Source organism: Ferdinandcohnia sp. QZ13, assembly GCF_031324165.1.
In the GTDB taxonomy this organism is placed as follows: domain Bacteria; phylum Bacillota; class Bacilli; order Bacillales; family Bacillaceae_L; genus Ferdinandcohnia.
Genome location: NZ_JAVIVW010000015.1, coordinates 655,011 through 672,461 on the forward strand (window position 1 = coordinate 655,011; position 17,451 = coordinate 672,461).

14 protein-coding genes are annotated in these 17,451 nt (G+C 37.0%); 1 reads left to right on the forward strand and 13 read right to left on the reverse strand.

The window, feature by feature from the left end; genetic code table 11:
• Window positions 1-23: 23 nt before the first annotated feature.
• The 11 genes from ytaF to citZ form a co-directional block, all read right to left on the reverse strand.
• Complete coding sequence (gene ytaF / locus RGU12_RS16935; RefSeq protein ID WP_309537103.1) at window positions 24-659, reverse strand: sporulation membrane protein YtaF; 636 nt, start codon at window positions 657-659, stop codon at window positions 24-26.
• Window positions 660-772: 113 nt separating this feature from the next.
• Window positions 773-1,621, reverse strand: a complete 849-nt coding sequence (mutM, locus tag RGU12_RS16940) for a DNA-formamidopyrimidine glycosylase (RefSeq protein ID WP_309537104.1) — start codon at window positions 1,619-1,621, stop codon at window positions 773-775.
• A 333-nt stretch (window positions 1,622-1,954) separates the two neighbouring features.
• Window positions 1,955-4,585: a DNA polymerase I gene (gene polA / locus RGU12_RS16945; RefSeq protein ID WP_309537105.1), complete on the reverse strand. Its 2,631-nt coding sequence runs from the start codon at window positions 4,583-4,585 to the stop codon at window positions 1,955-1,957.
• Between the two features lie 159 nt (window positions 4,586-4,744).
• Window positions 4,745-5,674, reverse strand: a complete 930-nt coding sequence (gene hflC / locus RGU12_RS16950; RefSeq protein ID WP_309537106.1) for a protease modulator HflC — start codon at window positions 5,672-5,674, stop codon at window positions 4,745-4,747.
• Window positions 5,671-6,639: an FtsH protease activity modulator HflK gene (gene hflK / locus RGU12_RS16955; RefSeq protein WP_309537107.1), complete on the reverse strand. Its 969-nt coding sequence runs from the start codon at window positions 6,637-6,639 to the stop codon at window positions 5,671-5,673. Before hflK ends, hflC begins: the two co-directional genes overlap by 4 nt.
• A 197-nt stretch (window positions 6,640-6,836) precedes the next feature.
• Window positions 6,837-8,285, reverse strand: coding sequence for a two-component system histidine kinase PnpS (pnpS, locus tag RGU12_RS16960; RefSeq protein ID WP_309537108.1), 1,449 nt, complete (start codon window positions 8,283-8,285; stop codon window positions 6,837-6,839).
• On the reverse strand, window positions 8,278-8,994 hold the full coding sequence (locus tag RGU12_RS16965) for a response regulator transcription factor (protein ID WP_309537109.1): 717 nt from the start codon (window positions 8,992-8,994) through the stop codon (window positions 8,278-8,280). The genes pnpS and RGU12_RS16965 overlap by 8 nt, the downstream gene beginning before the upstream one ends.
• A gap of 117 nt (window positions 8,995-9,111) precedes the next feature.
• Window positions 9,112-9,588 (reverse strand): MaoC/PaaZ C-terminal domain-containing protein, encoded by a 477-nt coding sequence (locus tag RGU12_RS16970; protein WP_309537110.1) that lies wholly within the window; start codon window positions 9,586-9,588, stop codon window positions 9,112-9,114.
• A 309-nt stretch (window positions 9,589-9,897) separates the two neighbouring features.
• Complete coding sequence (mdh, locus tag RGU12_RS16975) at window positions 9,898-10,839, reverse strand: malate dehydrogenase (protein WP_309537111.1); 942 nt, start codon at window positions 10,837-10,839, stop codon at window positions 9,898-9,900.
• 66 nt (window positions 10,840-10,905) lie between these two features.
• Complete coding sequence (gene icd / locus RGU12_RS16980) at window positions 10,906-12,180, reverse strand: NADP-dependent isocitrate dehydrogenase (RefSeq protein WP_309538274.1); 1,275 nt, start codon at window positions 12,178-12,180, stop codon at window positions 10,906-10,908.
• Window positions 12,181-12,261: 81 nt separating this feature from the next.
• Entirely contained in the window at window positions 12,262-13,380 is a 1,119-nt protein-coding gene (gene citZ / locus RGU12_RS16985) for a citrate synthase (protein WP_309538275.1), read from the reverse strand.
• Window positions 13,381-13,923: 543 nt separating this feature from the next.
• On the opposite strand from citZ, the gene ytvI reads away from it, so the two are divergent.
• On the forward strand, window positions 13,924-15,039 hold the full coding sequence (ytvI, locus tag RGU12_RS16990) for a sporulation integral membrane protein YtvI (RefSeq protein WP_309537112.1): 1,116 nt from the start codon (window positions 13,924-13,926) through the stop codon (window positions 15,037-15,039).
• Between the two features lie 31 nt (window positions 15,040-15,070).
• Here ytvI and RGU12_RS16995 read toward each other — a convergent pair whose 3' ends face one another.
• Both RGU12_RS16995 and pyk read right to left on the reverse strand, forming a co-directional pair.
• Window positions 15,071-15,460: an FxsA family protein gene (locus tag RGU12_RS16995; protein WP_309537113.1), complete on the reverse strand. Its 390-nt coding sequence runs from the start codon at window positions 15,458-15,460 to the stop codon at window positions 15,071-15,073.
• A gap of 200 nt (window positions 15,461-15,660) precedes the next feature.
• Window positions 15,661-17,421 (reverse strand): pyruvate kinase, encoded by a 1,761-nt coding sequence (gene pyk / locus RGU12_RS17000; protein ID WP_309537114.1) that lies wholly within the window; start codon window positions 17,419-17,421, stop codon window positions 15,661-15,663.
• Between the last annotated feature and the right edge of the window lie 30 nt (window positions 17,422-17,451).

A 17,451-nucleotide genomic window follows, 5' to 3' on the forward strand; every position in this document is an offset into this window, starting at 1 on the left:
TATTTTATCTCCTCTGCTGTTTTTTAGAATTTCCAGATTCCAATTAAAATCAATAGGATTCCTGGCAAAAATGAAAATTTCTGTATCCATCGATTCTTTGAAAAAACAGAACCACTTTTCATACCTGTATAAACAAAAAGGGAGCTCATCACGGCTACCAACAAAGCCATTACCCACGGAGAAAAGCCTAATAAAGCAGCACCAATTCCTGCACCAAAAGCATCAAGCGAAAGGGCAAGACCTAGTAAAAATGCTTCAAGACCGGTAATGGTTCCTGATTTGTCAAGGTCGGCAACCATGGGCTTCTTTAAAATATTGATAACAAGTCCAAGTGATTTTATTTCAACCTTCACTAATAGCTTTTCTTCGTTCTGTTCTGCTGTTTGGGATGATGGACGAAAAAACTGAAACAATACCCAGGCACCAATAATTACGAGTACGATACCGCCTAGCCGGTCCGCCATTTCTGGTGAAACAAAGAGGGCAATTGATTTACCTAGCCCCATAGCAGCCGCCATGGTTACAGCTGAACAGCAGGCTATTGTTATGATTGACCTGAATGGTATTTTCATTTTTCTCATACCATATGTGAAACCAACACTAAAACTATCTAAGCTAACTGCAAATGCTAATAAAATGAGTGATGCGAACTGGGACATCTCAAAGAATCTCCTTCCTATCGATTGCTAAGATAGTATATGGAGAGAGCCCATTTCATGTGAAATGTCCGCGGAGAAGGAAAATGACGCATCGGATTTCTCTGATTTAACCGTTACTCATTTTTTCGTTTCGTTTTATTCTTTTGGCATTTTGGGCAGTAGTGGGTGCCCCTTCCGCCCACGACTGTTTTTTGTATTTCTGTTCCGCATCTTTGACATACTTTTCCGTTTTGACCATAAACAAATAACTGCAATTGGAACATCCCGATTTCACCTTGTGTGTTCACATAGGATCGGATTGTGCTTCCACCTTTTTCAACAGCTTCATTTAATGTTTGAATGATTTCATGGTGGAGTTTCTTCATTTCCTTCTTAGTCAGGGAATTTGCTTCGCGTTCAGGATATATCCCCGCTCTAAATAAAGCCTCATCCACATAAATATTCCCAAGCCCAACAACATTTGTTTGGTCAAGTAGTGCAACTTTAATCTTCCGATTGGTTTTTGTTAGCTTTTCCTCTAAATATTTAAGTGTAAATTCTTTGGAAAATGGCTCAGGTCCTAATTGGGATAAGGGAAGACTCTCTTCTTCTTCCCCTTTGCTAAATAAATGCATCGTTCCAAATTTCCGGACATCCCGATAGCGAAGCTCAGTTCCATCTGTAAAAGTAAATAAAACATGGGTATGTTTATCGTATGGCTCGTCTTTATCATAGAGACCATATCTGCCCTCCATGCGTAAATGCGAAATCATCACATAATCATCTAATATAAATTTCAAAAACTTCCCTCTTCGCCCCACATCATGAATGGTTTGACCACGAAGAGCGTCACAAAATTGTTCTGGTTCTTCTGGTTTTTTGATTATTTTAGGCCATAGCACCTTCACGTGATTAATCGTTTTTCCATTTACAAGCTGAGTTAACGTTCGTCTAACTGTTTCAACTTCTGGTAATTCAGGCATTTGATCACTTCCTTATTTCTTAACATCAAATACGCCATAGCGTATTTGCGCCCGATTTTTAGCCCCACAGAAAGTGGGTCATAAAGACGTTGCCACAGGAAAGTGGCTGTTTTAGTCTTTAATCTTACTGCGAGATACAGTGAAACTTCAATCTGTGGAAGCTTTACCCCACAGATTGATAGTTGAACCGATCAGGCTTTTACTGGCGTTTGCCCTCAATGAGGGGTTAGTGCCAGTTAATGCTGAAAAACTTCCTTTGAAAAATCGTGGCCTACGCCGGCGGGCTTTTAACTTTATTCAGCTGGGTTTAAAACTCGGCTGAATAAAGTTAAACTATTTAGCATCGTACCATGTCTTCCCGTATGCATAATCGACCTTTAATGGTACTTTTAAGGAAATGGCATTTTCCATTACTTCTGGTACAATTTTTTTCAATATCTCAATTTCTTCTTCTGGTGCTTCAAAAATTAATTCGTCATGTACTTGTAACAGCAATTTTGCTTGAAGCTTTTCTTCTTTTAATCTAGCCGCCATATCAATCATTGCTTTCTTGATAATATCAGCAGCACTTCCTTGAATCGGAGTATTCATTGCTGTTCTTTCTGCAAAGCTACGAACATTAAAATTACGAGCTGTAATTTCAGGAATATATCGTCTTCTATGAAGAAGAGTTGATACATAGCCTTTTTGTCTAACGTCCTCAACGATATCTTCCATATATTCCTTGACGCCTGGGAAGCTTGCAAAATAACGCTCAATAAATTGTCCGGCTTCCTTCCTTGTAATTCCAAGGTTTTGGGATAATCCAAAATCACTAATTCCGTATACGATTCCGAAGTTAACAGCCTTTGCCTGTCGCCGCATATTGGAGGTAACCTCGTCTTCCTTTACATGGAACACATCCATTGCCGTTTTTGTATGAATATCGAGATCATTCGTAAAGGCGTGAATTAGATTCTCATCGTTTGCAATATGTGCCAGCACTCTTAGTTCAATTTGAGAGTAATCGGCTGCAAACATAAACCAATCCTTTTTCGAAGGTACAAAGGCTTGTCTTATTTTTCGTCCTTCCTCCAAGCGAATTGGAATGTTTTGCAGGTTTGGATCTGTTGAACTTAATCTTCCGGTTTGTGTTAAAGCTTGCTGGAATCGAGTATGAACCTTACATGTATCTTCATGCACAACCTTTAATAACCCCTCAATATAGGTTGATTGAAGCTTTCCAACTTGTCGATAATGCAAAATATATTCAATAATTTCATGTTCTTTAGCCAGCTTTTCAAGAATATCTGCAGACGTTGAATAACCTGTTTTGGTCTTCTTGTAAACAGTAAGTTGAAGCTTTTCAAAAAGAATGACACCTAGCTGCTTTGGTGAATTAATGTTAAATTCTTCTCCAGCCAGTTCATAAATCTTTTGTTCAAGTTCTTGAAGATGTGCCTTTAATTCTTCTCCCATTGCTTTTAAACGTTCAACATCAACCTTAACCCCGGTTGCTTCCATTTCCGCTAATATTAGTGATAATGGCATTTCTAAATCAGTGAAAAGCTTATATTGTTCGTTTTCCTGCAATTCTTTTAGGAAAATATCCTGTAGCTTCTTGAGAGCAATTGCCTTTCTAACAATATGCTCAGAAAGCTCTTTTTCGTCTGGTATGCTTTGTTTTGCACCTTTTCCATACACAGCCTCATCCGTTTGTACATCTGTAATTCCTTTTAATTTTGCTATTGCAGCAACATCATCGGTTGAATCAGATGGATTTAAAATATATGAGGCAATTAAACAGTCAAAGTCAATTCCTTGTAAGTCGATCCCCTTCCATCTCAACGCAACAAGTGATTTTTTTCCGTCAAACACGGTTTTCTTTTTTTCGTTGTCCTTTGCCCATTCCTTAAATGCATCTGATTCAAGGGCAAGTTTTGTTGGAATATAAAAATTCCCGTTTTCATTTGATATCGCAATCCCTTGGATGTCTGCCCTATGATAACTTTCCTCAAGCACTTCCACAATCAAAGAAGATTCAGCAGAAAACATATCATCAGTAACTCTATCGACGATCTTATATGAAATCTCTTCTAAAGGCTTGTCTTCTATTTTCTCGCTAGCCTCAACTTTGTCCAGCAATGAATTAAATCCGAGCTCTTTAAAAAGTTTAATCACCTGGTCTCCATCATAGCCATTATATTCAAGCTCAGAAATTCCAATTTCGATAGGTGCTTCACGATAGATTGTAGCAAGTTGCTTACTCATGATGGCTTGGTCCTTATGTTCTTCAAGCTTTTCTTTCAGCTTCTTTCCGCTCACCTTATCAATTGAGTCTAGTAATTCCTCTAATGTATGGAACTCTTGTAATAATTTCAAAGCTGTTTTCTCACCTACACCTGGTACACCTGGAATATTATCTGAACTATCCCCCATTAGTCCTTTCATATCAATAATTCGTTCTGGCGTAATTCCATATTTTTTATTGATAAAATCAGGCGTATATGAATCAACATCTGTAATCCCTTTTTTCGTAATATCTACGGTAACACGATCTGAGGCAAGCTGGGTTAGGTCTTTATCGCCTGAAATAACTTTTACCTCAAAGCCTTCTCTTTCAGCTTGAAGTGATAATGTCCCGATAATATCATCGGCTTCATAGTTTTCTAATTCATATCTGGCAATCTTGTAGGCATCAAGGAGCTCTCGTAAAAATGGAAACTGCTCTGAAAGCTCAGGTGGTGTTTTTTGTCGGCCACCTTTATATTCACTAAAAGTACTATGTCTAAACGTTGTTTTTCCTGCATCAAATGCTACTAAAATATGTGTTGGTTTCTCCTGTTCAAGAATTCGATTCAAAATCATCGTAAAGCCGTAAATCGCATTCGTATGTATACCTTTATCATTATTCAAAAGTGGCAAGGCGAAAAATGCCCGGTATGCAATACTATTTCCATCCACCAAAACAATCTTTTTATCCAAGAAAAATCCTTCCTTTCTATAACAACTTGGGATCTATTATATTCCATACAACCATTGAAACTCATAAAAAAAAGCCGTCAATTCCTACTGTTCATTTTAGCATGTCATGAACAGAATAGAAAATAACGGCTACTTCATACGTGTAAACTTCGTTAATCGTCAGTCAGTGTATCCCATTAACAATCTCGCGTACGGAGAGTCAGCTGGTAAAATAATGACTGTTTCTCCATCAATTGTAGTTTTATAGGATTCTAACGTACGGAAAAGATTGTAAAACTCTGGGTCCTTAGAGAAGGCTTCATTATAAATACGCGCTGCTTCCCCTTCCCCTTCACTTCGAATAACCTCAGCGTCAGCTTGAGCTTTTGAAATAATTACTTTTACTTCTCTATCCGTTTCAGCTTCGATTTCATTCTTCTTAGCATCCCCTTCTGAGAGATAGTTTTGAGCAGTTGACTCACGCTCAGAGATCATTCTCGTATATACGGATTGTTCGTTTTCAGCTGGTAAATCTGTACGCTTCATACGAATATCTGTTACAACGATTCCATATTTGTCTTCTTCAAGGTTTTTATTTACAATGTCTGTAATTCGATCATTAAGACTACCACGTTCTGACTTCTCATCATTAATAATCTCATCATAATTTAATTGACCGAGTTCTGTACGAATGGCAGAATAGACGAATTCATCAAGCTTTGCTTCTGCATTTAAGACGGTTCTTGTTGTAGATATCATTTGTTTCGGATCTTCAATGCGCCAAACCGCATAGTTATCGATCATCATTCGCTTTTTGTCTTTCGTATTGATTTCAGCTTCCTCAACATCATAAATCATTTGATATTTTGGTAAGGTCTCAACCGACTGGATAAACGGAATTTTATAGGAAAGTCCCGGATTTTCTTCAATTCGGACAACCTCACCAAACTGTCGAACGACCTTATATTCGCCTTCTCTTACTATAAATATATTCACCAATACGATACCAATTAAAATAATAACAATAAGTGAAATGATTCCACCTTTTGTATATTTGCTAAATTTATTGGAACCCTTTTTTTCATTTAAGTCAACGACATTTTCACTCATTGGTTCCCACTCCCTTCTGTTTCTACAGGAGGAACCTGTGCTTGGTTTCCAGCTGGACGAATTGGCAAGTATTTCATTGTATTGCCATCATCCTTCATAATATAAATTTCTGTATTTGGTAACACTTGATCCAATGTTTCTAGAACAAGACGTTTTCTAGTAATATCAGGATTTTTAACATATTCATTGTATAATGCATTAAATGTCGCAACATCCCCACGTGCAATTTCGATACGGGCTGCTTTATCCCCGTTAGCACGAGAAATAAGGGCTTCCTTTTCCCCTTTTGCTTCATTCAATTTTTGATTCCGGTATTTGTTAGCTTCATTTACTTTTGTATTTCTCGTTTCACGAGCATCTGTTACATTCGTAAATGCCTTTCGAACTTCATCATTTGGTAGTTCAACATCCTGCAATTTAACAGCGGTTACTGAAACACCAATATCATATTTTTTTAAAAGATCCGTCAATAAGTCTCTTACCTCAGCTTCAATTTCTGCTTTACCAGATGTTAAGGCATCATCGATTTTAGAACTTCCGATAATACTTCTTAATGATGCAGAAGTAGCATTATATAAAATTTGCTCCGGGTCCGCTGAATTAAATAAGAACTTTGAAGGATCAGTAATTTGCCATTGGACAACCATATCCGCAAGAACAATATTTTCGTCACCGGTAATCATTTTCGTGTCCTTTGGTACATCCGTAATTTCGCCATTCTTTTGATTATATCCAAACTGTAAACTGTATGTTGTTTTTGGCAGTTTCTCTACGTCTTGGATCGGCCATGGCATTTTAAAATGAAGTCCTGGCTCTGTAATGCCTTCGTCTGCTTTCCCAAAGGTTAAAATAATGGCTTGCTCTGATTCATCGACTGTATACCATGATGTAAATCCAACTACACCTAAAATCAGAACGAGCACACTTAGTCCAACAATCGTATAAATTCGTTTTAAACTAACCATGCTTTCCCCCCTCAATATATCTACATATTCTTATACGAATATCATGTAAAAAGGTTTCATTTAAATATTAAAAAAAATGACAAGGATCATACATCCTTGTCAAAAAAAGTTTGGCCTCCTGAATGAAGGGGTTCTCATAAATATCATAAGGTTCGGATATTAAGAGAATATGTATATATTGTAAACATTTTGTAAAATTAGCCTATTTTAGTAGCTGATAGTTCTTTTTTTAAACGAATTGTAACGGTTGTTCCTTCTCCTACCTTACTAGTGATTTGCACTGCCCCTTCATGTGCCTCAATAATATGTTTTACAATTGCAAGACCTAAACCGGTACCTCCGGAATTTCTGCTTCTAGCTTTGTCTACTCGGTAAAACCTTTCAAAAATCCGGGAAAGCTCTTTTTCTTCAATTCCAATACCTGTATCGATAATTTGAATTTCAACGTGGTCAGTAAGATTTGTTGCTTTTACCGCAACCTTGGCCTTGTTTGGAGAATATGACAGGCTATTATTAATGACATTGATAAAAACCTGTTTCAATCTGTCCATATCTCCTTCAATTACTGTTGTTATGTCATCTACTGTAAGCTCTAAATGAATATCTTTTTCTTCAGCCTTTGATCTAAGCATTCGTAAACTATTTTCTAAAAGCTCCTTCACATTTACACGTGATAGGTTAAGCGAAAAACCTTTATTCTCTATCTTGGATAAGTCCAATAAATCTTGAATGAGGACTTGAAGACGATGACTTTCATTTAAAATGATTGTTAAAAAATCGTCAAGAACTTCTCTATCATTCATCGCTCCATCTAATAAAGTTTCAGCAAACCCTTTAATGGATGTAATTGGTGTGCGAAGTTCATGGGAAACATTTGCAACAAAGTCCTTTCGCATTTGTTCGAGCCTTTTCAAATCTGAAATATCATGAAAGACTAGAACAACACCCCTCCATTCCACGTTCGCTCCTAATATTGGTGTAGCATACACCTCAAAGTCCTTTTGTTCGGTTCCTATCATCAGATGGAATTGTCTTCGTAACTTCCGTTCTGTCATAAAAATTTCTTCTACCAAATTTACAATTTCTTTATGAGTAAAAGCTTCGTAATAAAGCTGACCCATCAAATCGCCTTGGTCAGTCTTAAATATCTCATTGATTGTTCGATTGAAAATACTAATATATCCTTTGCTATCAATGAACAATAAACCGCTCCCCATATTTTCAATCAACGTATGTAATCGGTCATGCTGCATTTCATAGGATTTAGTCATTTCTTCAATATTTCTTGCAACAATATTGATTGATTGTCCAAGTAATCCAGCAGCACTTATATCATCTTCATAGGTTCTTGCTCGATAATCTCCCTTTGCAAGCTCTTTAACTGCTTTAGTTGCAGCATCAATTGGCTTTGTATAGGTGGTAGTAATTCTAACGATAAGCGAAAGAATAATAACCAATGCGATTCCTAGGCAAATCACAAGTGCAATCCAAACCTGCTGAACTGTTTTTTCAACGGAAGTTCCATGTACCGCACTATTCGTGATAAGACTACTAATGAATTGGCCCAACATAAAACCCATACAAAGAAAAACAATAATAATTAAAAAGATAATCGCAAATAGAAGTCTCGAGTGAAATTTATTCATAGAGTTTTGGCTCCTCAAGCTTATAGCCTAATCCCCTTACTGTTTTAATCACACTTGGCTTTTTCGAATCTTTTTCGATTTTTTCACGCAAATGACTGATATGAACATCCACAATTCTTGTATCACCAGCAAAATCATAATTCCAAACTGCACTTAAAAGTTGATCACGAGTTAGAACTCTACCTTTATTCTTTGCTAAATAAGCAAGTAACTCAAATTCTTTTGGTGTAAGGTCAAGTGCTTCCTCATTATAATAAGCCTCAAAATTTTCTGGTAAAATTCGTAGATGCCCAATCATAATTTGAGGAGATGCTGTAGTGTCTTCTGAATTGACTTCGTTTATACTTGTTCTTCTTAGTATTGCCTTCACCCGGGCAACTACTTCTCTTGGACTAAATGGTTTTGTCATATAGTCATCTGCCCCAAGCTCCAAACCCAGAACTTTATCAAATTCGTCATCCTTTGCGGTTAACATTAGGATTGGAATATCCACTTTGTTTTGGCGAAGCTGTTTGCACACTTCAATACCATCCAATTTTGGCAGCATTAAGTCAAGGACGATTAAACTAGGTCTTTCTGCTAAGGCTTTTTCCAAGCCTTCCTCTCCATCCATAGCTGTAATGACCTCGTAGCCAGCCTGTTGTAGGTTGTACTGAAGCAATGTAATAATCGAACGTTCGTCCTCTACAACCAATACTTTTTTCTTCATTGTCTTCCTCCATCAAAAAAGATAAACCCCATCATTATTTTTATCTCTATATAAAATCATTATAGATTAACATTTCTTGACTTGCCATGAAAAAACAAAAAAGAGAGACAAAGCTCTCTAAAAGTTCTCCAATATATTCCCTTCCATAGGGGTAATTCGGTGTGGAGGACAGACGAGTAGTCTTCCCTCGATTGCCTTTGATTCATCTTCACCCAATGCGGTAACTGTAATTTCAACAGTATGGTCATGAAAATGAATCTTCGTAACCTCAAAGAGAAATTGAACTGTGTCGTAGTGGTACAAAGGCTGCAAAAATTCAATTTCTTGCTTAAGAATATGACTACCAGGACCAGGTAAATATTTTGATACAGCCGCAGATATAATACCAGTCAGCATAACTGTAGGTACAATCGGTTTCTTAAACGGAGTTTGTGATGCATAATCATGTTGAATATAAAGAGGATTTGCATCATTTGTTAAACCCAAATATAAAAGTAAATCCTTATCTTCTATTTTCTCAGTTAACGTTAATTTTTCACCTACGTTCATTTCTTCAATCATTCTACCTAGTTTTCGCTTTTTCCCTAATAACATAAAAAAGGATGCACCTCCATTAAAATGAAAACGATTACAAGGTTATGTATAAAAAATTCGGGGAGACCCCCGAATCTTTTCATGGAAGTTCAAAAAGTCCGGTGAAAATGACACATCGAATTTCTGCGTTGGCTTGCTTTTCCGTTCCTCACGTATTAACTGCATACGCTCCGGTACTCAAAGCTGCACCGCCCCTTGAAATTTCGACGCACAGGACGTGCTAGTGTCGACAATGCCACAGGATGTGGCGCTCTTGTCGACGCGGTCCTTTTCATCCTCCTTTTTGAACAAGTATTTTTTAGTTTATGATTAGGCTAGGATATTCATGACGTTTTTTACGGAATCGGCTGATTTTGCAAGTTCTGCTTTTTCCTTCTCTGTCAGTTCAAGTTCAATAATTTTTTCAATGCCATTTGCACCTAGTATAGTTGGAACTCCAAGGTAAATTCCGGTAAAGCCATACTCACCTTCCAGATATGCAATGGCAGGTAGGACACGACGCTGGTCTTTTAAAATTGCTTCAACCATTTCCACTAAGGAAGCAGCTGGTGCATAATACGCACTTCCATTTCCTAATAGGTTTACAATTTCACCGCCACCCTTACGTGTCCGTTCAACTATAGCGTCTAAGCGATCTTTTGGAATTAAGGTTTCAAGTGGGATGCCTCCTGCATAGGAGTAACGAACAAGTGGTACCATGTCATCACCATGACCACCTAGGACAAATCCAGTAATATCTTTTACTGATAAATTTAGTTCCTGGGCAATAAATGTACGGAATCTAGCAGTGTCAAGTACGCCTGATTGGCCAATAACACGGTTTTTAGGGAAACCAGATTCTTTAAACACTGTATATGTCATAGCGTCAACTGGATTTGTTAAAACAATGATATAACTGTTTGGAGAATGTTTTGTAATTTCTTGGGCAACACTTTTCATGATTTTTTGGTTTGTTTGAACAAGGTCATCACGGCTCATTCCAGGTTTACGAGCAATTCCAGCTGTAATTACAACAATATCGGAATCAGCTGTATCTTCATAATTTGCTGTTCCGGTAATGGTTGCATCAAACCCTTGAACAGGACTTGCTTCTAGCATATCTAGAGCTTTCCCTTTGGTCGGGTTTTCCATTTGTGGAATATCAACTAAAACGACGTCTCCTAATTCCTTTTGAGCAAGTAGAAAAGCTGTTGTTGCACCAGTAAATCCACTACCTATTACAGAGATCTTTTTGCGTTTGAATTGACTCATTATATATCCTCCCTATTCATACGTAAGTAAGTAACTACCCAAAAGGGTAGTTACTTATAATTATGATTAGCCTAAGTTTTTGATTAGTTCATCAGCAAACTCTGAACATTTTACTTCTGTTGCGCCTTCCATTAGACGCGCAAAGTCGTATGTTACAACTTTAGATTCAATTGTTTTTTCCATTGAATTCATGATTAGGTTTGCTGCTTCATTCCAACCTAGGTGTTCAAGCATTAATACACCTGATAATAGAACAGAGGATGGGTTAACTTTGTCTAAGCCAGCATATTTAGGTGCTGTTCCGTGTGTAGCTTCGAAAATTGCATGGCCAGTTTCATAGTTAATATTTGCTCCAGGTGCAATTCCAATTCCACCAACTTGTGCAGCTAATGCATCAGAAATGTAATCACCGTTTAAGTTCATAGTAGCAACAACATCAAATTCACGAGGACGAGTTAAGATCTGTTGTAAGAAGATATCTGCAATTGAATCTTTAACAATAATCTTACCTGCAGCTTCAGCTTCAGCTTGAGCTTTATTAGCAGCATCTTTACCTTCTTCTTCAACGATGCGGTCATATTGAGCCCATGTGAATACTTTATCGCCAAATTCTTGTTCAGCAAGCTCGTATCCCCAGTTTTTGAATGCTCCTTCAGTAAACTTCATGATGTTTCCTTTGTGAACAAGTGTTACTGACTTACGTCCTTGCTCAATTGCATAATTAATAGCAGCACGTACAAGACGCTTTGTTCCTTCTTCAGAAACTGGTTTAATTCCAATTCCAGATGTTTCTGGGAAACGGATTTTATTAACTCCTAGTTCATTTTGGAGGAAGTTAATAAGTTTTTGAACACCTTCAGAACCTTTTGCATATTCGATACCAGCATAGATATCTTCAGTATTTTCACGGAAAATAACCATATCTGTATCTTCTGGACGCTTAACTGGTGAAGGCACACCTGTAAAGTAACGTACCGGACGAAGACATGTGAATAAATCAAGTTCTTGACGTAATGCAACGTTTAATGAACGAATACCCCCACCAACTGGTGTAGTAAGAGGTCCTTTAATAGCAATTATGTACTCGCGAATAACGTCTAAAGTTTCCTCTGGTAACCATTCGCCAGTTTGATTAAACGCTTTTTCCCCTGCTAATACTTCTTTCCAAACAATTGATTTTTCACCATTGTATGCTTTTTCAACTGCTGCTTCTAATACACGTGACGCTGCAGCCCAAATATCTGGACCAGTTCCATCACCTTCAATAAAAGGAATAATTGGGTTGTTAGGTACGTTTAGTACACCATTTGATACTGTAATTTTTTCTCCTGCCACTAGTATTACCTCCTAAAATTCTAAGAAGTATTTCAGGAAGAATTTCTCCTGAAATACTTCTCTTTTATTATATATTGTATTGATTTATTAACCTCTTTGGTCAAGTGGAATGTATTTTTGCATTCCAGGACCAGTATATTCAGCGCGTGGACGGATTAAACGGTTGTTCTCATATTGCTCTAGAATATGAGCTAACCAACCTGAAACACGGCTTACTGCAAAGATAGGAGTAAATAAATCATGATCAATACCTAAGCTATGGTATACAGATGCTGAGTAGAAGTCAACATTTGGTGGTAATGGTTTTTCACTTGTAACAATTTTCTCAATTTTCGTTGACATCTCATACCATTTTGGTTCACCAGTAATAGATGTTAATTTTTGAGACATTGCTTTCAAGTGTTTAGCACGTGGATCACCTTTACGGTATACTCTGTGCCCGAATCCCATAATTTTCTCTTTATTCGCTAATTTAGTTTTAATATAATGTTCAACGTTTTCAACTTCACCGATTTCAGTAAGCATTTTCATAACTGCTTCGTTAGCACCACCGTGTAGAGGACCTTTTAATGCTCCAATTGCAGCAGTAACGCCTGAATAAATATCAGAAAGAGTTGCAACGCAAACACGAGCCGTGAAAGTAGATGCATTAAGTTCATGGTCAGCATGTAAAACGAGTGCTTTATTGAAAGCTTCTTCTGCAATCTCACTTGGCTCTTGACCGCTTAGCATATACAAAAAGTTTCCTGCAAAACTTAAATCAGTACGTGGAGATACTGGCTCTAATCCTTTTCGCACACGAGAAAAAGCGGTAACAATTGTAGGTAATTTTGCCTGTAGACGAATCGCCTTACGATAATTTGCTTCTGGATCCATAACGTCCGCTTCTTCATCATAAAGCCCTAATAGTGAAACTGCTGAACGAAGAGCTGCCATTGGATGAACTTTATCGATTGGGTATGTTTTGAAATGATTTAGTACTTCTTGAGGTAGACTTGCATTATCAGCAAGCTGCTGCTTTAGTTCAGCTAACTCCTCTTTATTTGGAAGTTTACGATGCCAAAGTAGATAGACAACCTCTTCAAAACTAGCATTTTCAGCTAATTCATCAATATCGAATCCTGCATACGTTAATGTGTCATCAATAATTGAACTAACTGAAGAAGTAGTAGCTACAATTCCTTCAAGTCCCTTTGTTGCTGTCATAAGAACCTCTCCTTTTTTCATATTCCCCTACCCCTTAAGAGGTGAATTGAGCGCATGCTCAAAATCAAACATCACTTTGAGAATGCGATAAATACCCTTCATTTCGTGAAGTAAATGCTTTCATTTTCCAATAAAACATTCAATGTCACAAATATCGAAATAATATTGTGACAATTACGAGAATTAGCAAGTGCTATGTAGAAAAAGTTGTAACTCTCGACTCTATTATAATAAAGAATCAGACTTTTGTGAATCAAAAGAGACTAATTTTCGTAATAAACTATTATCATGCAAAAATATTTTTCTCTTTTACTATTTAACAGAGTCGAATACCTAAATAAGCAATATATCATAGATATAGCTAATTTTGTGTTTTTGCAGTTTGTTCACGAAATTTTTTTCACTCGCTCTTACGTATAATATCATATTTCCAATTTTTTCTCCATAATTGGAAACTTTATTATTCGTAACTTCGTATTTACTTTTAAAGTTTTCAATGTGGTTGTAAAATAAGATGTAAGAATTACCTAGGGAGGAAAAAGTTTGAACATTCATTATGTGTACAGTTTTCTTCGATTTCTTTTAGTTATTGCTTTAGTAGTAGTTGGCTTCATCTTGTTTTATTTTCTATTTAAACTTACCTATCCGTTTATTTTTGCTTTATTACTCGCTTTCCTTATCAATCCCCTTGTCAATTTTTTAGAACGCAAAGGAAGGATGCCACGAGGTTTATCAGTATTTTTAGGAATCTTCATTGTATTTGGTGTTGTCACAGGGTTCCTTACGCTTTTAATAGCTGAAATTATTTCGGGAGCAAACTATTTAGCAAAAGAGGTTCCACAGCATTTTGAAAAACTAGTAGTGTATTTTGAAGATTTAATCGTTGGGCAAATTATCCCTCTATATGAGAGATTAACAAGCATGTTCCATAATTTAGAGCAAGATCAACAACAAACCATAATGGATAATGTAAGCAATGTAGGTACTACTATTGCAACAAATGTTGGGGAGTTTTTAAAAGCGTTCTTAGAAAACATTCCTAAATTTCTAGGTTGGTTGCCGAATGCAGCAACTGTTATTGTATTTTCACTGCTAGCAACGTTTTTCATAAGCAAGGATTGGAATAAATTCATCATAATGGGGAGAAAATTTATCCCTGTTAAAGCTAGAACAAGCGGAAAATCAATTTTTATAGAACTAAAGAAAGCATTATTTGGATTTATTAAAGCTCAAGCAACTTTGATTTCGATAACTGCGGGAATCGTATTGATTGGGTTATTAGTATTACGGGTTGATTATGCAATTACAATTGCCTTGTTAATTGGGCTTGTGGATCTTCTCCCGTATTTAGGTACTGGGCTTGTGTTTGTTCCGTGGATTATTTATTCCGCTTTTAGTGGGGAAATCCCACTAGCAATCGGGCTGGGAATTTTATATATTGTGGTGATTGTGCAGCGTCAAGTAATGGAGCCAAAGGTGATCTCATCAAGTATTGGACTAGATCCTTTGGCAACCTTGATATCCCTTTTCGTTGGGTTTCAATTATTCGGTTTCATCGGACTGATTATCGGACCCGTCATTTTAGTCATCATTAGGACCTTATATACAACAGGTGTATTTCAAGATGTATGGAATTTTATTATCGGAAGAGAAGCATAAAGAAAAAGCCATCCAAGTGGCTTTTTCTTTATCAACGACGAATAACTGTAAAATGACCTCTATTAATTCTCCGACTAATCCAGTTCGTTATAACCGGCTTAATATAATTTCGGGTTACAGGAATAAGCAAGAGAAATCCTGTCAAATCGCTAATGTAGCCGGGAGTTAAAAGCAAGACTGCACCTATTAAGATACAGATTCCATCCATTATCGCGTCCCCTGGTACTTGACCGTAATCCATCTGTTGCCTTGCACGTCTAATTGTTTCTAGCCCTTGTTTCTTTGCAAGCCATGCACCAATCACTCCTGTTAGAATGATTAATAGTAATGTAAATGGAATTCCAAGCGTCTTGCCTGAAAAAATTAGAACACTTATTTCAAGAGCCGGTACAACTATAATCAATGCTAGTAATATTCTCATATTGTCCTCCTAGTGAAGGCTTTTCTTATATTATATGTTTTCTGTCTTCAAAAGAGTAGTTTTTATTCATCTTCTCCTAATTTTTCCAATTCGTAATGCACAGCACCATTTGCTAGAGTATCCCTTTTTTATCCCGACGGGAGACGTTTTTTCACTATATTGGCAAAAAAAAGAGAAGGTTTCCCTTCTCTTTCTTATACTTATAAAACATTTGCATGTCCTTCATAAATAACTCCACGAGCAGAATCAACAGTAATATCTTGTCCATCCTTCAATAGTGTTGTTGCCTTATCCACACCAACAATAACAGGAATTCCGATACTTAATCCTACTACAGCTGCGTGGCTAGTTAGACCGCCTTCTTCCGTAATTAACGCTGAAGCTTGCTCCACGTATTTTACCATATCACGGTCAGTTGCAGGTGTTACAAGGATTGCTCCATCATACATCTTTGCTGCAGCTTCTTCACTATTATGTGCTACAACTACCTTGCCAAAAGCTGATTTTCTACCAATTCCTTGTCCATTTGCAAGGATGTTGCCAACAACATGAATCTTCATTATATTAGTTGTTCCACGCTCTCCAACTGGAACACCAGCTGTAATCACAACTAAATCACCAGGTTTGATAATTCCGGTTCCTAATGCTACATCAACAGAGTTATCGAGCATTTCATCAGTTGATTTTGCCACGTTACCTGTTTGTGCGTATACGCCCCAAACAAGTGAAAGCTTTCTTGTTGTTGATTCACTTGCTGTTACAGCAATAATTGGCGCCTTTGGACGGTATTTTGAAATCATTCTTGCTGTATGTCCACTTTCAGTAGGTGTGACAATCGCAGAAACATCTAGGTTAAGTGCGGTATGGGCAACCGACTGACCAATCGCATCTGTAATAGTAGTACCAGAGATTTTACTACGTTGAGATAAGATTTCACGATGTACTAAAGCCTCTTCAGCGCGTGAAGCAATATTATGCATCGTTTGAACAGCCTCAACTGGATATGAACCCGCAGCAGTTTCACCAGAAAGCATAATTGCGTCAGTACCATCAAAGATCGCATTCGCAACGTCACTAGCTTCTGCACGAGTTGGTCTAGGATTACGTTGCATGGAGTCTAACATTTGAGTTGCAGTAATAACTGGTTTACCAGCTGCATTACATTTCTTAATTAAATCCTTTTGAACGAGTGGCACTTCTTCAGCAGGAATTTCAACTCCTAGATCACCACGAGCTACCATTAGTCCATCCGATACTTCAAGGATTTCATCAATGTTATCGACACCCTCTTGGTTTTCAATTTTAGGGATGATTTGAATGTTCTCTCCGTTATTTTCTTCAAGTAATTCTCTTATTTCTAATACGTCTGATGCTCGACGAACGAAGGATGCTGCGATATAATCAACATCTTGTTGGATACCAAATACAATATCCTTTGCATCTTTTTCAGTAATACCTGGTAGGTTTACACTAACACCCGGTACGTTTACACCTTTTTTGTTTTTTAATGTTCCGCTATTTAATACTTTTGTTAGAATTTCACGTTTCTGATGATTAATTTCTACTACTTCCAATCCGATTAAACCATCATCTAGTAGAATTCTGGAGCCTGCATGAACATCCTCAATAAGTCCCGGATATGTAATTGAGAATTTTTCCGGTGTACCAACAACTTCTTCCATTGAAATAGTTATGTTTGACCCTTCAACTAATTCAATTGCACCATTTTCCATTGTATTTGTACGAATTTCAGGTCCTTTAGTATCTAATAAAATTGCAATATTCTTGCCAGTTATTTTAGAAGCTTCACGGATATTTTTTATACGTGCACCATGTTCTTCAAAGTCGCCATGTGAAAAATTAAGTCTTGCTACATTCATCCCAGCGTTTGCTAAAGCTACAAGCTTTTCAATACTTTCACTAGCTGGTCCTATCGTACATACTATTTTTGTTTTTCTCATTACATTTTCCTCCTCTATAATCGCCATAGA